The sequence below is a fragment of the Vibrio navarrensis genome (assembly GCF_015767675.1).
Classification (GTDB): Bacteria; Pseudomonadota; Gammaproteobacteria; order Enterobacterales; family Vibrionaceae; genus Vibrio.
On record NZ_CP065218.1, the window covers coordinates 1,353,181 to 1,370,780 of the forward strand.

Annotated in this window: 11 protein-coding genes; 4 read left to right on the forward strand and 7 right to left on the reverse strand. The window is 48.1% G+C overall.

Features of this window, described 5'->3' with window-relative positions; genetic code table 11:
* Positions 1–102: 102 nt before the first annotated feature.
* On the reverse strand, positions 103–2,259 hold the full coding sequence (gene yccS / locus I3X05_RS22720) for a YccS family putative transporter (RefSeq protein ID WP_139046302.1): 2,157 nt from the start codon (positions 2,257–2,259) through the stop codon (positions 103–105).
* 215 nt (positions 2,260–2,474) lie between these two features.
* On the opposite strand from yccS, the gene helD reads away from it, so the two are divergent.
* The gene (gene helD, locus I3X05_RS22725; RefSeq protein ID WP_045569992.1) at positions 2,475–4,544 is read left to right on the forward strand and encodes a DNA helicase IV; all 2,070 of its coding nucleotides are present in this window, start codon (positions 2,475–2,477) and stop codon (positions 4,542–4,544) included.
* 9 nt (positions 4,545–4,553) lie between these two features.
* On the opposite strand, the gene I3X05_RS22730 is transcribed toward helD, so the two are convergent.
* The 3 genes from I3X05_RS22730 to torT all read right to left on the reverse strand — a co-directional run bounded on the left by I3X05_RS22730 (position 4,554) and on the right by torT (position 6,746).
* Positions 4,554–5,009, reverse strand: coding sequence for a methylglyoxal synthase (locus I3X05_RS22730; RefSeq protein WP_045569993.1), 456 nt, complete (start codon positions 5,007–5,009; stop codon positions 4,554–4,556).
* Between the two features lie 215 nt (positions 5,010–5,224).
* Positions 5,225–5,680 carry a methylglyoxal synthase gene (locus tag I3X05_RS22735; RefSeq protein ID WP_045569994.1) on the reverse strand — a complete coding sequence of 152 codons (456 nt, stop codon included), beginning with the start codon at positions 5,678–5,680 and terminating at the stop codon, positions 5,225–5,227.
* Positions 5,681–5,732: 52 nt separating this feature from the next.
* Entirely contained in the window at positions 5,733–6,746 is a 1,014-nt protein-coding gene (torT, locus tag I3X05_RS22740; protein WP_045569995.1) for a TMAO reductase system periplasmic protein TorT, read from the reverse strand.
* Between the two features lie 96 nt (positions 6,747–6,842).
* On the opposite strand from torT, the gene torS reads away from it, so the two are divergent.
* The gene (torS, locus tag I3X05_RS22745) at positions 6,843–9,743 is read left to right on the forward strand and encodes a TMAO reductase system sensor histidine kinase/response regulator TorS (RefSeq protein WP_337971448.1); all 2,901 of its coding nucleotides are present in this window, start codon (positions 6,843–6,845) and stop codon (positions 9,741–9,743) included.
* 47 nt (positions 9,744–9,790) lie between these two features.
* Here the strand turns inward: torS and I3X05_RS22750 are convergent, their stop codons facing one another.
* Both I3X05_RS22750 and I3X05_RS22755 read right to left on the reverse strand, forming a co-directional pair.
* Positions 9,791–9,979: a hypothetical protein gene (locus tag I3X05_RS22750; protein WP_039442820.1), complete on the reverse strand. Its 189-nt coding sequence runs from the start codon at positions 9,977–9,979 to the stop codon at positions 9,791–9,793.
* Positions 9,980–10,003: 24 nt separating this feature from the next.
* On the reverse strand, positions 10,004–12,358 hold the full coding sequence (locus I3X05_RS22755; protein WP_337971296.1) for a fatty acid cis/trans isomerase: 2,355 nt from the start codon (positions 12,356–12,358) through the stop codon (positions 10,004–10,006).
* A 564-nt stretch (positions 12,359–12,922) separates the two neighbouring features.
* Between I3X05_RS22755 and I3X05_RS22760 the strand changes: the two genes are divergently transcribed.
* Both I3X05_RS22760 and I3X05_RS22765 read left to right on the forward strand, forming a co-directional pair.
* Positions 12,923–14,026 carry a PEGA domain-containing protein gene (locus tag I3X05_RS22760; RefSeq protein WP_045569998.1) on the forward strand — a complete coding sequence of 368 codons (1,104 nt, stop codon included), beginning with the start codon at positions 12,923–12,925 and terminating at the stop codon, positions 14,024–14,026.
* Positions 14,027–14,105: 79 nt separating this feature from the next.
* On the forward strand, positions 14,106–15,923 hold the full coding sequence (locus I3X05_RS22765) for a formylglycine-generating enzyme family protein (protein WP_337971297.1): 1,818 nt from the start codon (positions 14,106–14,108) through the stop codon (positions 15,921–15,923).
* Positions 15,924–15,960: 37 nt separating this feature from the next.
* Here I3X05_RS22765 and I3X05_RS22770 read toward each other — a convergent pair whose 3' ends face one another.
* Positions 15,961–17,571: a VRR-NUC domain-containing protein gene (locus I3X05_RS22770; protein ID WP_337971298.1), complete on the reverse strand. Its 1,611-nt coding sequence runs from the start codon at positions 17,569–17,571 to the stop codon at positions 15,961–15,963.
* Positions 17,572–17,600 lie beyond the last annotated feature (29 nt).

Genomic DNA, 17,600 nt, shown 5'->3' on the forward strand with positions numbered 1-17,600 from the left:
AAAGGTATGAGTAGCACTATAATTATTGAACGATGTTTTATTGTCCGAAAAATGTCAGAAAGCGTTTAGGTGAGAGTGAAATTTTTTGCTTTGATTTTCGCCTCACTTTTCGACTCGGATGGCAAATTTATTCGCCAAAGAGTGCAGCTCTGACATCATTCGATAAATAAGGTGAAGCTGTTGCAGTACCATACGCACACTGTTCTCGTCATCCTCACGCCATTCGCTCAGGCGTTTATCGAGCTCTGCTTCATCATTGATGTCCAATTCGCAGGATTCGCTATGGTGGTAAAGTTGTGCTTGCAGTGCATCCAAATGTTGATGAATGACGCGATGCGCATCTAGAACCAGTTGATGTGTGGTTTCATCATCTAAACGCGTGCGATGCGCCCCCAATGCTGAAATGTAGTTGAGCATGGCGTGATTAAGGGTGAGAAAACGAAAACTCTCATCGACCGACGTTTGGTACTTGCCCGGCTCGACCAGCATATTACTGATTGCTGAAGATAAATTTGCATCGCTGTTATGTGCGTTGCGTCTTGCTATCCGATAGGCCAAGCTGTCTTTTTTGCCGATTCGGTATTGACCAATAATTTGCAGCAGATACTGTTTATTCGCTTCCACAGCATCCGCCATCACTTTGTGTAAGCGGCGTGATTGCCAATCGGGTAGAATCCAAACCACAGCCGCAACCGCCAGTGCGCAGCCAATTAGTGTATCAGCAAGTCGTGGGAGAACCACGGCATAACCTTCGCCGAGTTGGTTGAAGCAAAACAGAACCAAGAGGGTGATAAAACCGGTGGCAAACCCATAGTTGTTGATGCGAAATGCAAAAAACAGCACTCCAGATACCACGATAAATACCAGTTGGCTCTCTTGCGAAGGGAAAAAAGTAAGCAAGGGTACGCCAATGAGCAAACCAGCAAACGTGCCTGCCACACGAGCTGTCAGCTTCTGTTTAGTGGCACTGTAGTTGGGCTGGCAGACAAATAAGGTGGTCAGCAAAATCCAGTAGCCGCGCTCAATGCCCATCCCTTGGATGATGCCGTAGCCCGCTGTCAGGGCAATTGCCATGCGAATGGCGTGGCGAAACAGCATCGAATCGCGGTGCATGTTGGCCTGAATCCGTTGCCACATGGCTTTGAGCGTGTGCGGATTGGTGTCATCTAATACCCCTTCTTCTGGTCTTTCTGCGTCCGGGTTATTGATGTTATTGAACTGTTTTTCCACCGTCGCCAAGTTATTAAACAGATAGTTAAGTTGGGCCAGTAACCTGTTCCAAGCAGGATTTTTCTGCACTTGCAAATAGCCTAATGCGTTTTGCAGTTCAGCCAAGGCTAAAATCGACTGCTGACTGTGGGCGTACTCGTTACCAAGGCGCAGCGATTCGGCGATCTCTCGGCATGCATTGGCTTGGCTTTCGAGTAAATATTTGAAACGGAAGAGAACGTCAGAGCGCTCAAACTGCAGTGCCAGATCTTGGTAGCGATAGTGACTTGAACTTACCCGCTCGTGGATGTCCTGAGCAATAAAATAGATGTTAAGGAAGCGATCGCTCGGCCCGTCAATGTGTCCGCGTTTTGAGCGGCTAAGCAGAGTGGTTTTGCAGTTATTTAATGCCGTTACCGTTAGGGCGTTGAGCCTCGCCGCTTCAATTCGCATCGGCTGGGGAGTGAGATTGGTGACCGGATGAAACAGCTTGGCCTTGGCATCCAGGTAATTGGCGAGTTGGCTAAAGACCATGGCCAAACTCTGCTGCACGGGCTGCATTGGCCAAAGGATCTGCCAAATCATCGACATCAGGTAGTACCAAGCGGCTCCTGACAGCAATAGCAGGGGTTGAAACCAGATATTGGTGCTCTCATGTGCGCCCAGCATGGTGTAAATCGCCAGCAGGAGTGAACCAAAAGCGATGCTGGCGTATTTGGGCCCCAGCACACCAAGCATGATGAAAGCAAAGGTAGAGATAAACAGGCCGATAGCGAACAGCCAAGGAGTGGCAAAAAGCAGTTCGATGGAAAAGGCCGCGATGGCAAAACAGACAAACGTGAGGATGAGGGCTTTGATCCGTCCGCTAAAGCTGTCATCGCTCTCTGCCAGCGCAGCAGCAATAACGCCAAGAATTAACGGTGTTATCAAGGTATGTTGTTGATAATACCAAGCGGGAATCACCACCCCCAGCAGCGTCAGTAAGATCAGCACACTGTAATTAATGGTTTTGTTTGCCCAAAAATGGCGAAGCCGGGATCTGAATTTCACACGTATCCTGTGCATCATTGACTAAAACGAAGTGGCTGTCAGTGTAACAGAACAAAGGTCACGAATTATGACCTAGACACAGAAAAAGTTGCAGTTGCTGGAGAATCCACCAATCAGTGCTTTGGCTGCCAGTGTGGGGATGAATGGCTACATTTTCTATTGTCATCATGGTATAACCCGACCAAAGCAAAAATGAGACCGAGAGCAATTTGTCCATGTTATTAACCGCCAATCAGACAGCGCAGTTTTTTATCCAGAATGAGTATCATCATGTCGAATTGAGCGATAACCATCTGCTGCTCGCGTCGGTTGGCAGTGAAGAACATATCCCTTTCACCGTATGGAATGGTCAGGTAAAAGTTCAACGTGGCCTATTTTGGGGAGCGCTGCAATTTTTCGCCCACGAAGTGGATGGCCGTCAACAGAGCTGGCTGGTGCAAGGCTTGCCTTGGCCAGAGTGTCGGCTTTTTGCGCGTCAAGCGGTGAATTGTTATCAAGAGTGGCATAATCAGCAATGTCGCCAGTTGAGCCAGTATCTGCCGCATTGGGAAGAGGAGTTACACCGACTTGAACATCTTCCTGCTTATCTGCCTCATTCGGCATTAGAGGCGTGGGCAAATCAGGTTACCGATCAACTGACAGAGATGAAAATGTCGCTTGAGGAAGCGAAATTGCGTCTTCCTGAACGCGTCGCTCGGCTAGAACAGTGGCTGCGTCACGGCACTGAAAAATTGTTCGAACGCAATCAAGCATGGCTTGAGCGTGAGAGACGCAACTGGGAAGTGCTGTTCAATCAAATTGAGTCCTCGCCATTAAACATCTCACAGCAGTATGCAGTCTTGCTTAATGATGATCACAACCTAGTGCTCGCGGGAGCGGGGTCGGGCAAGACCAGCGTGCTGACTGCTCGGGTTGCGTATTTATTGCAAAGTCATCAGGCGAGGGATGAAGAGATCTTGATGCTGGCTTTTGGCCGGGAGGCGGCAGACGAGCTGCGCCAACGTCTACGGGATAAAATCGGCTTGGCAGCGGAGAAAACCAACGTATCAACCTTTCATCAACTGGGGCTGTCGATTGTCAATCAAGTTGAAGAGACGCCAGTGGACATCTGCCCGATGGCGTTGGATGATAAACTGCGTATGGCTTGGTGTGTCGACTGGCTGAAGAAGCACTGGATGACGCCGACCAATTTCAAACGTTGGCAGAAACATCTCGCTAAATGGCCTATCGCCTATTTAACCGGTGATGATGAACTGGGTAGCCACGTTGAAAACCCAAAGTTGCTCTCTTGGTTGGAGAATCAAGTTTCGCAACTGGCTGCACTCGGTATTGGCAAAAAAGAAGTACAAGAACGGTTGGTGGAGCAGACAGACTACACGCGGCTAAACAGTGAGTTGGCGCTGTGCTGGCCCTGTTACAGTGCTTGGCAGAAGATGCTTAAAGAGAATAACCAAATCGATTTTCCGACCATGATCAGCCGCGCAACCCGCTATGTGGAACAAGGAAAGTTTGTGTCTCCTTGGCGATTTATTATGGTGGATGAGTACCAAGACATCTCGCCAGATCGTCTCGCTCTGGTGGAAGCGTTGAGTCAGCGAAGCAATAAACAGCCTGGTGCATCCTTGTTTGCGGTCGGAGACGACTGGCAAGCCATCTATCAATTTGCGGGAGCGAGTGTCGACCTAACAACGGGTTTTCAAGCGCGCTTTGCTCACTCGACAGTGCACCAGCTCGACACCACCTATCGATTCAACAATATGATTGGGGAAGTGGCCAATCGCTTTATTCAGCAAAATCCTATTCAACTGAAAAAGCAGTTGAACAGCTTCAAGCAACAAAAGCAGAAAGCCGTTTATACCGCGCCAAGTAACACGGTGGAAAAGATCCTTGATCAGTTGAATCGTCAAAGCAAAGGCAATAAATCGGTTTTGTTGCTTGGGCGTAACCATTACCACAAACCCGATCTGTGTGACGATTGGATTAAGCGTTTCACGCAGCTTGATATTCGTTTTATGACCTGCCACGCCAGCAAAGGCAAAGAGGCAGATTACGTGATTATACTGTGCGTCGATGAAGGTCAGTTTCCAGCGAAGAAAAAGCAGTTGCACCTCAACAATGCGCTTACGCTGTCTAGTGATGATTTTGCCTATGCTGACGAGCGCAGGTTGTTCTATGTCGCGTTGACCCGCGCTCGGGAGAAAGTGTGGATCACACACAATGGTTCAGGTTCGGGCTTTGTTCAGGAACTGGTTGAGGAGGCTTACCCTGTGATCAAACAGTCCTGATTTTTATCCTTACCTTTGTTGATAGACACAGGTTGGCGTGTCTGGAATGGTGATGGGCATCACTTCGCCCAGTTGATGGTTGCCAAACAGGAGATCGGCCGAAGAGGGATTGGTGGCAAGTGGAATGTTCCATACCGTTGCCAACCGGAGTAGGGCAATGACGTCAAATTGATGCGGATGCGCGTCGAGCGGATCCCAGAAGAACACCAAAACGTCAATCTCTCCTTCGGTGATTCTCGCGCCGATTTGTTGATCGCCGCCCATAGGGCCACTGCTCAATCTATCAAGGAACAGTGGTGTGTTCATCGATAAATATTGCGCGGTGGTTGAGGTGGCAACAAGTTGATGATTTTGCAATGCACTGAGATTTCGCTGAACCCACATTAGCAGGTCGTGTTTCATTCCATCATGAGCGACAAGCGCAATACGTTTCTTTGATGGAAGTGTTCTGGTTATCTTTTTCATTATTGGTCCTTTCCTAGCCAAAGCGATAATATGAAAATAATCGCTTAATGCTCATCTTAAGACGTCGTTGATAGGCTTGTTAACTAAATAAAGATAATTTGTTGCAGATGTTTGATGCGCGCACGTTTCCGAGCTGTATTTTTGGGGCCTTAACTCTAAATCATTCAGCAAAAAAAAGCTGCCGTGATGGCAGCTTAGAGTGTGAGTTTCTTCGCTCAGGTTCGTTCGGCGAGGTAAGCCTGATAATCAGGGATCTCAATATCCACCTCTTGCTCCAGCAAAGGCGAAGCGAAGAGAAACTTAGCCGTTGCACGGTTGGTAGCAACGGGAATGTTCCATACGCTGGCAATGCGCAGCAAAGCCTTGACATCAGGATCATGAGGTACAGCGTTCAGTGGATCCCAGAAGAAAATTAGCATGTCTATTTTCCCTTCAGAAATCAGCGCACCAAGCTGTTGGTCGCCGCCCATAGGTCCACTGATCATGCTCTTGATCGCCAATCCTGTCTCTTTGCTCAACATAAAACCTGTGGTTCCAGTGGCATAAAGAAAGTGGCGTTGCAGCTTTTCTTTGTTTTCTTTTACCCAGCGCAGCAGCTCTGGTTTGTAGTTATCATGCGCAACTAATGCGATATGTTTGTGCGCAGGCATGGTACGAGTTGTTTTTTGCATCAAAGTTTTCCGTTTGAATGACCATATTCGGTTTGCCCTTATTAAGCATAACTTAAGGTTGGGATTCAACTGCTTTAACGTGAAAAGTCGGCCTGTATGCGGATGGTGATAAAGAGTCTTCAATAGTTGAGATCTCAAGCGTGTCGGGCGTTAACGGTTGAATATCAGGGCTTAACGTTTGCTCATAAGGGGCGCTGCGCAAAAATCGCACCGCTTGCTCAACGGATAAGCGACCCTGCTTGACCATTTGGTCGGTCGGGGCGAATTCCACTTTGTGGCGCAGTAAACCGCGATAAACGCCGTGACTCAAATAGGTCGACACCAGCCCTATCTGTTGTGACTTCCCGCTGATGCGCAGCTCACTGATGGCCGCTTCAATCGCGACTGCGCTACCGACTATGTAATCAACCGTTTGTGTCTCAATCACTTGTTGCACTAAGTTACGTTGTAATTCTTTGTCATTGTCGGCAGAAAGATGAACCACCACCTTAACATCACTGTCTTGAATGGCGGCGTTGAAGCCTTGTGCGACGGGTTTGGTTCCTCCTCGGTTACTTGGGCCAAGTAACAGCGCGGTTTGAACCACACCACTGCCGGCAGGATGTTTTGTTGCCAAATAGCGCCCAGCCTGATATCCCATCCAATACCAATCAACACCAACGCTGCCTTTTAGCTGAGGGCGCTGATGCTCATCGAGCACCAGTTGATTGACGGTGGCGAAAACAGGCACCTCGCCACTCCAGCGTTGCAAATCATCGTAGAATGCGTGCGAGTCGACCGTGCCGAGCAAAATAGCCTGTGCGCCCCATTGACGACATTGCTGAAGTTGTTGCTGCTGTTTAGTGACATTGGGGTAGCCGCCGGCTTCCAAAACGCGCAGCTCTACATTCAGTCTTTGCGCCGCCAAAACCATGCCGTAGTTGACCGATAGCCAATAGGAATCTTTCAGGTGCGGATAGATGGCGCATAGCTTCTCGCTGGCAATGGCAGTGGAGGAAGTGAGAGTGGCGAAGAAAAGTAAGCCGATAGAGCTTAATGTCGAACAAAGTGGGTTGGTTTTTAACATGCAGCAAGGTCAATGTCAGTGGATTGCGGTAACTTTGCAGAATATAGCGTATTCTTTACCGCTTACCCAGTCGATTCAGCCATAGGTATCTTAAGTATGTTACTTGCCACAGCCAGCATTGGCCGCAAATTGCTGCTCTCGTTTATTGCTTTGGCGATGTTAGTGATGATCTCTGCATTGATTGGCGTATTGGGGTTCTCTTTGGTGGCGAAAACTGAGCGTAATGTTGTCGATACCGCCATTCCTGCAATGATAGAGGCGCGTCAAGTCTCCGAACTCAGCTCACGCATTATTGCCTCGGTACAAACCTTGTCGAACGCCAAAAATGAGCCCGAGCGTCAAGCGGCAGGCAAAGTCGTGTTTACCCAGTTAGATAAGTTGTTTTCACATATCAAGACGCTCGGCAGTAGTGGCTCGTTTGACCCTGACTTGCTTTTGCGTCTGGAAGTGAAGGTGCAGCAGGTTATTGATAACTTGGCGCAGCTCGGACTCTCGGTTGAGACAAGGCTCAAATTGGCCTCGGAGATCGCAGCGCAAACCGCACAAATGCGTCTACTCAGTAACGAGCTGGAGCAACTGACGCGCACGCAAGTGCTCAATACCAGTACGACTGCCGTTGCCAACATTACCCATCTGTACGCTCTGCTCTCTGCGGGGGAGCGCGAAGCAATTATCCAAGCGTTGGATGCGTTTGTTGAGGTGGATCTCGATCTTAGTGAGCGCCTGCATGAGTTGCATTTATTGGCGTTTCGCATGCTCAATCAGATTGAAGAAGCGCGCACCTTGAACAACGCACAGCGTATTGATGAGGTGAGCCGTGAGTTTGCCGCTAATCTTAAGGTGATGCAGCGACGGGTCTCGGCGGTGGAAGACCCCACACGTTTAGCGCAGATGGCGCAGCTATTACAGCAACTTGCCGAGCGAAAAAATGTCTTTTCTCTCCTTTCCCTGCAAGAGGAAAACAATCAGCAGTCTCAAATACTGATGCTAGCAACGGTGGATCTGTTTACCCAGCTAAACGGTACCGTTAGTCACTTGGTCGATGTGTCCAATCAGGCCACAAGCGAAGCGGCGCAAGCACTCACGCACACTTTGGATTTTGCCCGTACTTTACTGACGCTCATTTCGTTGTTGGGTTTCGCGATTGTTGTGTTGATCGTGTGGCGTGTGGTGTATGTGTCAGTCGTCAAACGTTTAACCGAGTACTCCGCTGCGCTGCTTGCCGTCGCTCAAGGGGATCTGAATGTCTCACTGCAAGTTCAAGGGCAGGATGAATTGGCGCAAATGGGACGCGCGATCATCAAAGCGCGTGATACCGCTCAAGCATTGAAAATTGTGGCGGAAGGTGAAGCGCAGGTCAAATGCGAACTGCAAGAACACAAAGCGCATCTCGAAAAAGTGGTGACGGAGCGCACGGGTCAGTTGCAGCTCACCAATGAAAAACTCAATAATGAGGTGCTCAATCACGCGAAAGCGCGTATTGAAGCCGAACAGGCAAATCGCGCTAAGTCGGCTTTTTTGGCGACCATGAGCCATGAGATACGTACACCGATGAATGGTGTTTTAGGCACAACGCGACTGCTCATCGATTCAGGGCTCAATGCTACTCAACGGTACTACGCGGATATCATTGAGCGCAGCGGGCATAATTTGCTCTCCATTCTCAATGACGTGCTCGACTATTCGAAAATTGAGGCGGGGCATTTACCAATCCGTCTTGCGCCTTTTGATTTGCCGCGATTGGTGCAAGATAGTTTTCAATTGATGAAAAGCCGAGCGAAAGAGAAGCAACTGGTGTTTGATTATCACCTTGAATCTGATTTAAGCCACTACTGGCTCGGTGATGTGACCCGCTTAGGGCAAGTGTTAAATAACTTAGTTAGCAATGCGATCAAATTTACCACCGACGGTGACGTGGATATTTACGTCTGCCGCGATCCTGAAGATGAGAAGCGAGTGCTGTTTGAAGTGAGCGATAGCGGTGTTGGGATCGCTCCAACTGAACTGGCGAGATTATTTGATGCTTTCACACAGGTTGGTGAAGGGCATTCTCATGTTGGCGGAACCGGTTTAGGGCTGGCGATCAGTAAGCGATTGGTCGAAGCGATGGGCGGCGAGATCGGCGTCGAATCTGAGCCAAACGTTGGCAGTCGGTTCTGGTTCAGTGTGCCGCTCGAAAGCACCGAGGTGCCGGAAGAAAGTGAAGCTCTTGCCCAGCCATGTGTGAGCACTGTGTCGGCGACGATTCTTCTGGTTGAAGACAATCCTGTGAATCGCTTGGTCGCGGAGGGTTTTCTGCACAGCTTGGGCCATCAGGTATGGGTGGCAAAAAATGGATCAGAGGCAGAAGCGCTCGCGCGGCAACACGCTTTTGATCTTGCCCTGATTGACATTAATCTTCCGGATTGCAACGGCTGTGATCTTATACAGCGTCTCAAAAGACAAGAAGGCAGCTTGAATTGCAACACGCCGATGGTGGCCGTTTCTGCGCATGTTTTTGATGAGGAGGTCGCGCAGTATCTCGCGGCTGGCTTTGATGGCTATCTGGCAAAACCGTTGCAAAAAGAAGCGTTGGCGGAAGAAGTACAATATTGGCTTTGCCAGCCCAATGAGCCGAAAAACCAGTCAGCTAGCGAGGTCATCTCTTTGCTTGATAGAGAAAGTGAATTGCTGAACGTCGAGCTGCTTAACGCGGATCTGCATATTCTTGGGCAAGAAAAGATGGTGCAAATTGTTACCCTATTTACCCAAAGTAGCCAAGAAATCGCGGCTCAAATGGCACAGGCATCGGTTGCAGGCGATGGCGAAAAAATAAAGAATTTAGCCCACAAGCTCAAAGGCAGCGCAGGCAGTTTAGGTCTCACCAGCCTGATGACGCTTTGTCAACAAATTGAAGCCGACATTTCGCCTTTGCAAGCCTATCGAACAGAGCTGCAGACATTGGACACCGTGCTTATTGACAGCATAAGGGCGCTAAATGCACAGCTTGGCCTTTAAAAAAACCTCCGCACAAAGCGGAGGTTTTTAGCGTTATCGGGCAGAGTTTAACGCCAATCGTCATCACGGTTTACGCTACTTTCCAGCGCATTTAGGTCGTCGTCGAATGGGTGTTCGATACGGCCCCGCAATGCATCCAACTGGTTTTCCAGCATATTGACGGTCTCATAATCTCCTTCGGAACAGGCGACGTAAATTCGCTGTTCCAGAGCTTCGATACGATCCCGGATACTCATGGGAACCTCCCTGACTCGATTGCTTCATCGGTTTTCAAAACGATTATAGTCGAGTAAACCAAATTCGATCGGTTGATCGTTACGATACCATTGATGCACTTTGTCACTGGTCGGCCAAAATTGCGTCGAACTACGGCGAATAGCGAATTTATCCAATAACTTAAGGTAATCTTCTTCGCTGCGTATCGATTTCAATGATTGAACGAAATCGACGACTTGTGCTTCATTGATAACAAAAAATGCTGCTGGGTAACTGCCTAGCACGCCACGCACGATAGTGAGATCGTCATTCGCAGGATCACGGTTTTTATCTTCGCTAAATAAGCTAGAGATGTTCACGTGAGCGTTATTTTTCAGCAAGGTAAACAGTTGCTCTTTGCCTGAGTGCGATGTCACCATCAACATACTGATTTGTGCAACTGGCCCTAGCGCTTCGCCTTTGACCTGATTGAGCGAGTTCAGTAAAGCTTCGTGACTCTTGCTAAGCCCAGTATCGACGATCTCATAGCGGTCATTGAGTACCGCACTCACTTGATTGCGCAAAATATCGTACAGTTCGGACTTAGGATCGTCGGTATGGTAGACCACGCTCGTCGGTTGGTTAAAAGGCGTGATGTTGCGTTGTAGGAAATCACTCAGTTGTGGGCTTTGTTGTTGATACCAACTTGAGTGCTCAACATGACGCATCTGTGCAGGTAACAAAGCAATAAAGTTGCTTTCGCCTTCCAAACGCAAGAAGTCCATAAACATTCGAGTCATCAGTTGGTGACCGAAGTTGCCATACACATCGAACCCTGCGACTAAAAGGTAGTGGATGCGCTCCAGCAGCGCGTAATCGAGCACCCAAGCCGTTTTCGGTTTTTCACCGACTAATCCCTGTACCACGGATGCACTGTCGAAATGGCGAAACACCGTTAAAGCAGCGTTGGCGTTTTCTCCATTGCCGTCCCAAATGATCTCGGTGGTCAAGTGAGTGCCATTTTTGAACCAATGATTGATGAACTCCGATTTTGCTTCTAAATAACGAGCTTGCTGCACCGAGTACTTGACCCAGTTTGTTACGGGAAGCGCATTGCTTTCCAGCTCTGCGGGTAGTTTTAGATTGTCTGCCTGCGAGTGATAGAACTCATTGACTTGTGGCATGTCCGCTTTATCAGGATCAAGGAAGAATACCCAAAAGCGGTCATTGATGACATTCAGGGCTAACTGACCACGGCAGACTGGGCCTTTGATGTAGGCCATAATGGTATTTTGCGCGTTGTCTAACATGAACTTAAAGCGCGATTTTACCGGCAGATCGATAAAGGCGGTCATGGGATTGGCGGCCACATCGGGATCATAGCTAGGCAACTGTGCGACGTGGTAATCGGCGTCAATAAACCACGCTTTCCAGTCTGAAATTCGCTTGCTGTTTAAAGCAAATGGCATGTGGGTTTTGTCCACAATCGCCCCTTGCTCTGGGATGATGCGATAGTAGACGCGCTCTACGCCAGGATCGTCGTATGGACGTCGTGTTGCGATGCGTTTCACAGGCTCTCCGGGAGGGGTGGATGAACGCACTAAGGTAAAGAAACGTGGTGCGCCCTCAAGCTCAGAGAAATAGAGGTGCGAGAGAAACAGGTGTTCGTAAATGTATCGTGCAGCGAGTTGGTTTTTAGGTGAATGTTGGTTGAGCAACTGCTCATAGCGCGAGATCTCGCCAGCGTGCGCGTTGCTAAGAGGGAGTGGTTCGTTCATGATGGCGCCATTCTCAAGCCATGCCATCAAAGTCTGGTACTCATCTGCCGACAGGTTTGGCATGCCAAAGGGCATCCCCCAAGTGGGGTGATCTTTTTCGTACTGAGCGTATTCTTCGATTGTCGGGCAGGTTTGTTCTCGATCAATCGAAAAATCAAACCCGGTTAACTGGTCTTGCTGCGGCAAAGGGTGGCGTTCTTTTTGCTGCAATAGACGGGCGACCAAGCCTGCTTCAAGGTTGGCGACGCCCGTTTGCTCACGTTCATTCAATACTGGATGGAAGCTGGCTTCGCGCCACTGCTGCGTGGTTTCGGCATCCTCAAATAAGCGAGTCGGCGCCGAGGCAGTTAATCGAGTTCCTTGATAAACCAGTGCCTTGCTAGCCCCTCTATCGATGCCCTCAACAGAAGAAAGTTTTAGCTGACAAGGGGCATCGTAGCAGGCGTGACAAACGACGCAGCGATTATCCAAGATCGGTTTGACTTGCTGAAGGAAAAAATCGGCTGGTACTGAGGCGTTTGGAGCGATGCGCTCTCTGACCTCGGCTTTACCAAATAACTGGTTATAGTTAATGCCAACATAAGTTGCACAACCTGCAAACAGGGTGGTCAAAAATAGTAGGAAAAATGTCCGTAATTTCATTTGTTTATTCTGGAAAAATGACATAACCACAATTAAAGCAGATGCCGCGCCTGACAACAAATTAAACGCCGTGGATACTCACATCACGCTGAGGGATGGATTGACAAAACAGAAGACATATTGGATTTTAATAATCAGCTCAACAGCAGGGGTTAACCAGTTTCATTTTAGTCATCGACTGGGATAAAAATTGTGGTCAAATCCCTGTACCTATGAGACTTTTTTACCTAAGTTCGAGCAAGTTAACTTATTTACTATTCACTTGTTTTCTTATTGTAAACAAGTGGGTACGCCCTTAGTGTGTCGAACTCGTAGAGAAAAATGGGCGAAAATTATGCAATTAGCTCAAAAGTGTGATTCAGTTAGGACTTTGGAAACAATATTCTCAACAGGATTGATATACAATGATTTTTCAGATGACCGTTTCAAATAAAAAATTAGGTCGCCTGGATCTCTTCTCCATGCAGATGCGGGTCTGTGTACGAGTTGGGGGGTTTTAGTTTAACGAGGGGTCATCTCCTCGTTTTGTGCGTACAGAATGTAACGTTATTTGAGCAGGGAACTATGATCAAACGTCCAATCCCAGCGCTTTTGCTTGCGCTAAGTTTTTCCTGGACATCTTCGGCGATGGCAGAAGATGTGATTCAGGCCGATCCTGTTTCAGCGGTTGATGAAAAACTGGATATCAAACAGCAGGAAATCAAAGCTCTTGAAGAGCAATACGTTGTCGAGAGCAGCCAACTAAAGGGGCTGAAGAATGACAATGTTCGCATTCAAAGAGAAGGGGAAGAGCTAGAAGCGAAGCGCAATCGCGCCAAAGCGGCCCTAGACAAACAGTATGCTCGCCTGCTTGAAGATCCTGATACAGATTTGGTCTCTTTCCAAAAGAAATATCAAGAATCTTGGGAAGCGGTGAAACAGAACCAATCTGAGAAGTTGAAAAGTGAGCAGAACATTGTTGAGAGCGAATCACGCCTTTCTCAACAAAAGCAAAAACTTGCTCGCTTAAATAGCGAATACACCAATTTACAGGAAGCCAGAGTTGAAGCCCGCGTTAAACGTCTGGAAGCCGAATTGCGTGAAAGCTCAGTGCTGGAAACACGCTACACAGCAACCTGTTCTTCAACCATGACGATTGGTGAGTGTATCGGCCAAAGTAAGTATCTGACTAAGCAGAAAGCGGTAAACACGTTTAAAGACAAACTTTTAGACCGCTTAACTGAGTCAGCGTTAGCCAAGCAGAACCTACAAGGTGTACAACTGAATATTCATGTGCAGGAAAGTCAAACAATAGAAAGTGGCTTTTCCGGCAACGGTGCTTACACCACGCACATTCAGGCGCAGTTACAGGCCAAGCCAGATCCATCCGCTGCTTGCCAGTTATTGGCAGTGTCGAGTCGTTACTGTTTGTCAAATAGTAGTAGTCACACTTCTACAAAACAAGAGAAGAAAGACTGGGTAACGGTGACGGTTCGCTCTGATCAGTACAATGATGCGGTGACCATCAATGGGGTAAGCTACGGCAGTACCCCTGTCGAGTTATTGCTGCCTAAAGGTAAACATCGCTTCACGGTCTCGAAGCCGGGGTATCAAACCTATAACCGCGAAATCTATATTGGTGGAACCGATACGGTTTGGGTTAAGCTGGTAGAAGACAAGCAGGGTTAACCCCTGCTTTTGCTTTTTTCGTTGCACGGCTGTTTCTGGTGGAATGGCGTTTTGTTGTGGTCTTATTGAAGTATTTATCATGCGTTTAGTTTTATCTGCACTGACTCTGGCGATCATGCCCATGGTCTCTGGCACTCCTGCAATGGCTCAAGAAGAAACCGTTTCTGTTATTGCCGTTGAAGATGCGCTGTTCTCACAAAACACGCTGCTTAATGAAGCAGAAAAGAAGATATTTTCTAAGCAAAATGAGCTGAATAATCAGCAAGAACAAACGAGTCGACTCGAAGCGCAGGGAAAAGAGCTGAGCTCACGCTTGCAAAATGCGAAAGCGCAACTTGCCAAAGATTACGCACGTATTAGTGATGAACCAGATTTTGATCTGGCACCGTCGCAAAATGCGTATCAAGCCGCTTGGGCCAAGGTGAAACAGAACCAGCAGCAGCGATTGGAGTCTCAGCAGCAGGAAGAGACCTTTACCGCCGAGCTACAAGCACTTAAAGCGGAAAAACTCGCTATCGAGCAAAAAATTGCCAATTTGAAAGAAGATCGCCAGCGCGCTCGTGTGGCAACCATTCGCAGTGAAATCAGCCAAAAAGGCGAGCAGACGGTGGCTTACGTCAACAGTTGTAAAACCGATATGACGCTAGAACAATGTGCTAAGCAAACCAACACATTAGCGCTGCAAAAAGCGGTCAGACAGTATCAAAGTGCGCTACTTGAAGGAACAACGGAATCTAAGTTGGCCAAACAGAATCAAGCGCAAGCCACGTTGAATATTCATGTGTTGCAACAGCAGGTGTCGAAAGCGGAGTTCCTTGGTGAAAACCAATATAGTTCGGTGCTTAAAGTAACGTTAAACGCCAGACCAGCAGAAAATGCGCCGTGTAAACTGCTCGATATTGACTCCAAATACTGTTTTGCGCCCAGCCAAGCGTCTGAGCCGGAAAAAATCAAGGAAACCGCCTGGCATTCAGTGGTGATTCGCTCAAATCAATACGATGATCGATTGATCATCGATGGTGTGCGTTACGGTTCGACGCCAGCTGAAGTGATGCTGCCTGTTGGTCAGCATCATATTCAAATCGAGAAAGAGGGCTATGTTGCTTTTGAACAGTTGGTGGTGATTAATGGCGATCAAACGTTGCGCGCTGAGTTAGTAGCAAAGCAAAACGTGGCGAAGCCGGGAGAAACCTTTGCGGATAATATCGGTAAGCACTCGGCTGCACCTGAGATGGTGGTGGTGACACAAGGCACTTATATGATCGGTGAGCGAGCAGGCAAACAAGTCAAACTCTCACGGGGTTTCTCGATTAGCACAACGCCAGTCACGGTGGCGCAATTTCGCGCTTTTGTAGACCAAACCAATTACCAGACCGATGCGGAGTTACAAAAAGTCTGCACGCGAATTGAGCAAGCGGCGATTACTCCTGTCGCCAATAAATATTGGCGCGACCCTGGTTTTAGTCAGCAGGACAACTCTCCGGTGGTGTGTGTGAGCCAAAATGACGCCCAAGCGTATGTCAATTGGTTGTCAGATAAAACGGGCTATTTCTACCGCTTACCGAGCGAAGATGAATGGGAAATCGCGGCTCGTGGAGGTTCAGAAAAAGCGTACTGGTGGGGGGAAGCATTTGGGGTTGGTCAAGCGAATACTGGCTGGGGCGGTACGCCTTGGTCTAACAATAGCTCGTCACCAGTGAAAAGCTTCGCGCCAAACGCTTTTGGTCTTTACGATGTGATTGGCAACGTTTGGGAATGGACGTCCGATACGAAAGGACTCTTAAAAGGCGGAGCGTGGAGCTTCTCTCCAGAAAAAGCCAAAGCCGAATCTCAATTGTTTATCGCTCCTTCCTCAGCCGCTAACTTTTCCGGATTCCGGGTGGTGAGACAGCTTTAAAAACAACAGAAGCTCTGCCAATTGAGCAGGGCTTCTTTTATTGATTCACATAGCAAACAGAAAAGGGCACGTTTAAACGTTGAAACTCGTTTATCCATCGCCACTGATTGTCTTGCAGTTTATCCCCAGGCCCTTTGACTTCGATCCACTCGAACCGCCCATCTTTAAATGCCACTAAGTCGGGCATGCCATTGCGATACAGTTTTAGGTCACTCAGTTGAATGCAAAAAAGCTCGTACAGCATCGCTGCTGGAAGGCTCTTTGTTGCCTGTTGTAGAAGCTCGTGACTGAACACACTCCAGTTGACTAGTGGATTAGCGATACCCACTTTGTGCTCATAAGTGGTAAAAAGAGCCGAAAAATCGCCATTTTTTATCTGTTCGAGCGCCTTATCAATCAGAACTTGGCGCTTGCTGACAAAATCAGCGTGGTAGAGATCCAGCGGGCGATGTTGATAGGGGTTGATAAATGCGCCCTCAATCGGGGCGAAAATCGCAGGCCACAGTGTCAAACCGAGCAGACCGTTAAGCAGAGCATTTTCCATGTAAAACACCGTCCAACCTTGATCTTCAAAATAACTTTTGACCGCCAATTCTACCCGCTGCTGGGATAGATTCAGTTCAAGGCGATGTTCTTGAAACGTAGGTTTCACCTTCCTAGCGATTTTTAAACCTTGTTTACGTTTTACTCGCTGCATTAACTTTTCAGCAATTTCTAGCTCAGAGATATCAATGGGCTGCTCTAGCATCTTGGTGACAATGTCACTAAAGGCCTCATTCTGTTCTTGCTTGTCGTAAATCCTAGCCTGGCGTTCTCTGCTTGGTGGTAATAAGGATTGCTTAAACAGTGACAACGCGAGATCAAGTTCACCCAAGCGCTCATAATCCCGGGCAATGTCGTTGAGTAAGTGTTGCCGTTTTCGTTCTACGTAGTGATGTTGAACAGGTTCTGGTAGTGCTGCCAGCAACAAATCCAGATTGGCCTTCCGTTTACGATCGCTCTGCCCGTAGAGATTGGCGAGTTGGCTGAGCTCGATTAAGCGATCGATTTGCTCTCGATGTTCGAAGAAACGTCTCTGCTCACTGAGCTGATACTGTTCAAATTGATGCAATCCCAAATCATCCAGCACAAATTGGGTCAGATCTTGATGGGAGTTGGCGAAGAAAAGCGTAAGCAAGACATCGATCATCTGGGCGGCATTGAGCTTAATGACTGAAAAACTCAGTAAGTTAAACGCATGAAACTCACCTTCTTCCAGCTTTTCCACGAGTGCTTGTTTACTCAAAGCTCGTGGAAGTGCAGGGTAGAGAGTGAGCAGTTCCGGTTTGGTCAATAAGTGGGCGGCCAGTTCTTGATGGCTAACTTTGGGGTTTAACTCGATCAATGTGGCTTGGTTTAGTTCATCTAAAGCTTGCGCAATATCGGGAATTTCTGCGTAGTTCAGTTTATCGCTACGAAACCAACAGCCTTTGCGACTGTATAGACGAACAAGTAGACATTGAGCGGGTTTGCTGAGTTGCTCAAATCGCGTATGCCAATCTAACTCCTCTTTAGTGAGTAAATCGGAATACCAGTGAATGGCGTGGTGAGTCAATTTACAAAAGTTTCCCAGATAGTAATCTGGGGCAAGTTCGATGCTGCTGTCCATAAGTCATTTAAATAAAAAAGGCTTACCTC

What these genes read in the sequence shown, in the direction of transcription:
- helD (WP_045569992.1), top strand. Translation starts at nt 2,475, where the DNA reads ATGTTATTAACCGCCAATCAGACAGCGCAGTTTTTTATCCAGAATGAG.
- I3X05_RS22730 (WP_045569993.1), bottom strand. Translation starts at nt 5,009, where the DNA reads ATGAAAAAGATAACCAGAACACTTCCATCAAAGAAACGTATTGCGCTT.
- I3X05_RS22735 (WP_045569994.1), bottom strand. Translation starts at nt 5,680, where the DNA reads ATGCAAAAAACAACTCGTACCATGCCTGCGCACAAACATATCGCATTA.
- torT (WP_045569995.1), bottom strand. Translation starts at nt 6,746, where the DNA reads ATGTTAAAAACCAACCCACTTTGTTCGACATTAAGCTCTATCGGCTTA.
- torS (WP_337971448.1), top strand. Translation starts at nt 6,843, where the DNA reads ATGTTACTTGCCACAGCCAGCATTGGCCGCAAATTGCTGCTCTCGTTT.
- I3X05_RS22750 (WP_039442820.1), bottom strand. Translation starts at nt 9,979, where the DNA reads ATGAGTATCCGGGATCGTATCGAAGCTCTGGAACAGCGAATTTACGTC.
- I3X05_RS22755 (WP_337971296.1), bottom strand. Translation starts at nt 12,358, where the DNA reads ATGAAATTACGGACATTTTTCCTACTATTTTTGACCACCCTGTTTGCA.
- I3X05_RS22760 (WP_045569998.1), top strand. Translation starts at nt 12,923, where the DNA reads ATGATCAAACGTCCAATCCCAGCGCTTTTGCTTGCGCTAAGTTTTTCC.
- I3X05_RS22765 (WP_337971297.1), top strand. Translation starts at nt 14,106, where the DNA reads ATGCGTTTAGTTTTATCTGCACTGACTCTGGCGATCATGCCCATGGTC.
- I3X05_RS22770 (WP_337971298.1), bottom strand. Translation starts at nt 17,571, where the DNA reads ATGGACAGCAGCATCGAACTTGCCCCAGATTACTATCTGGGAAACTTT.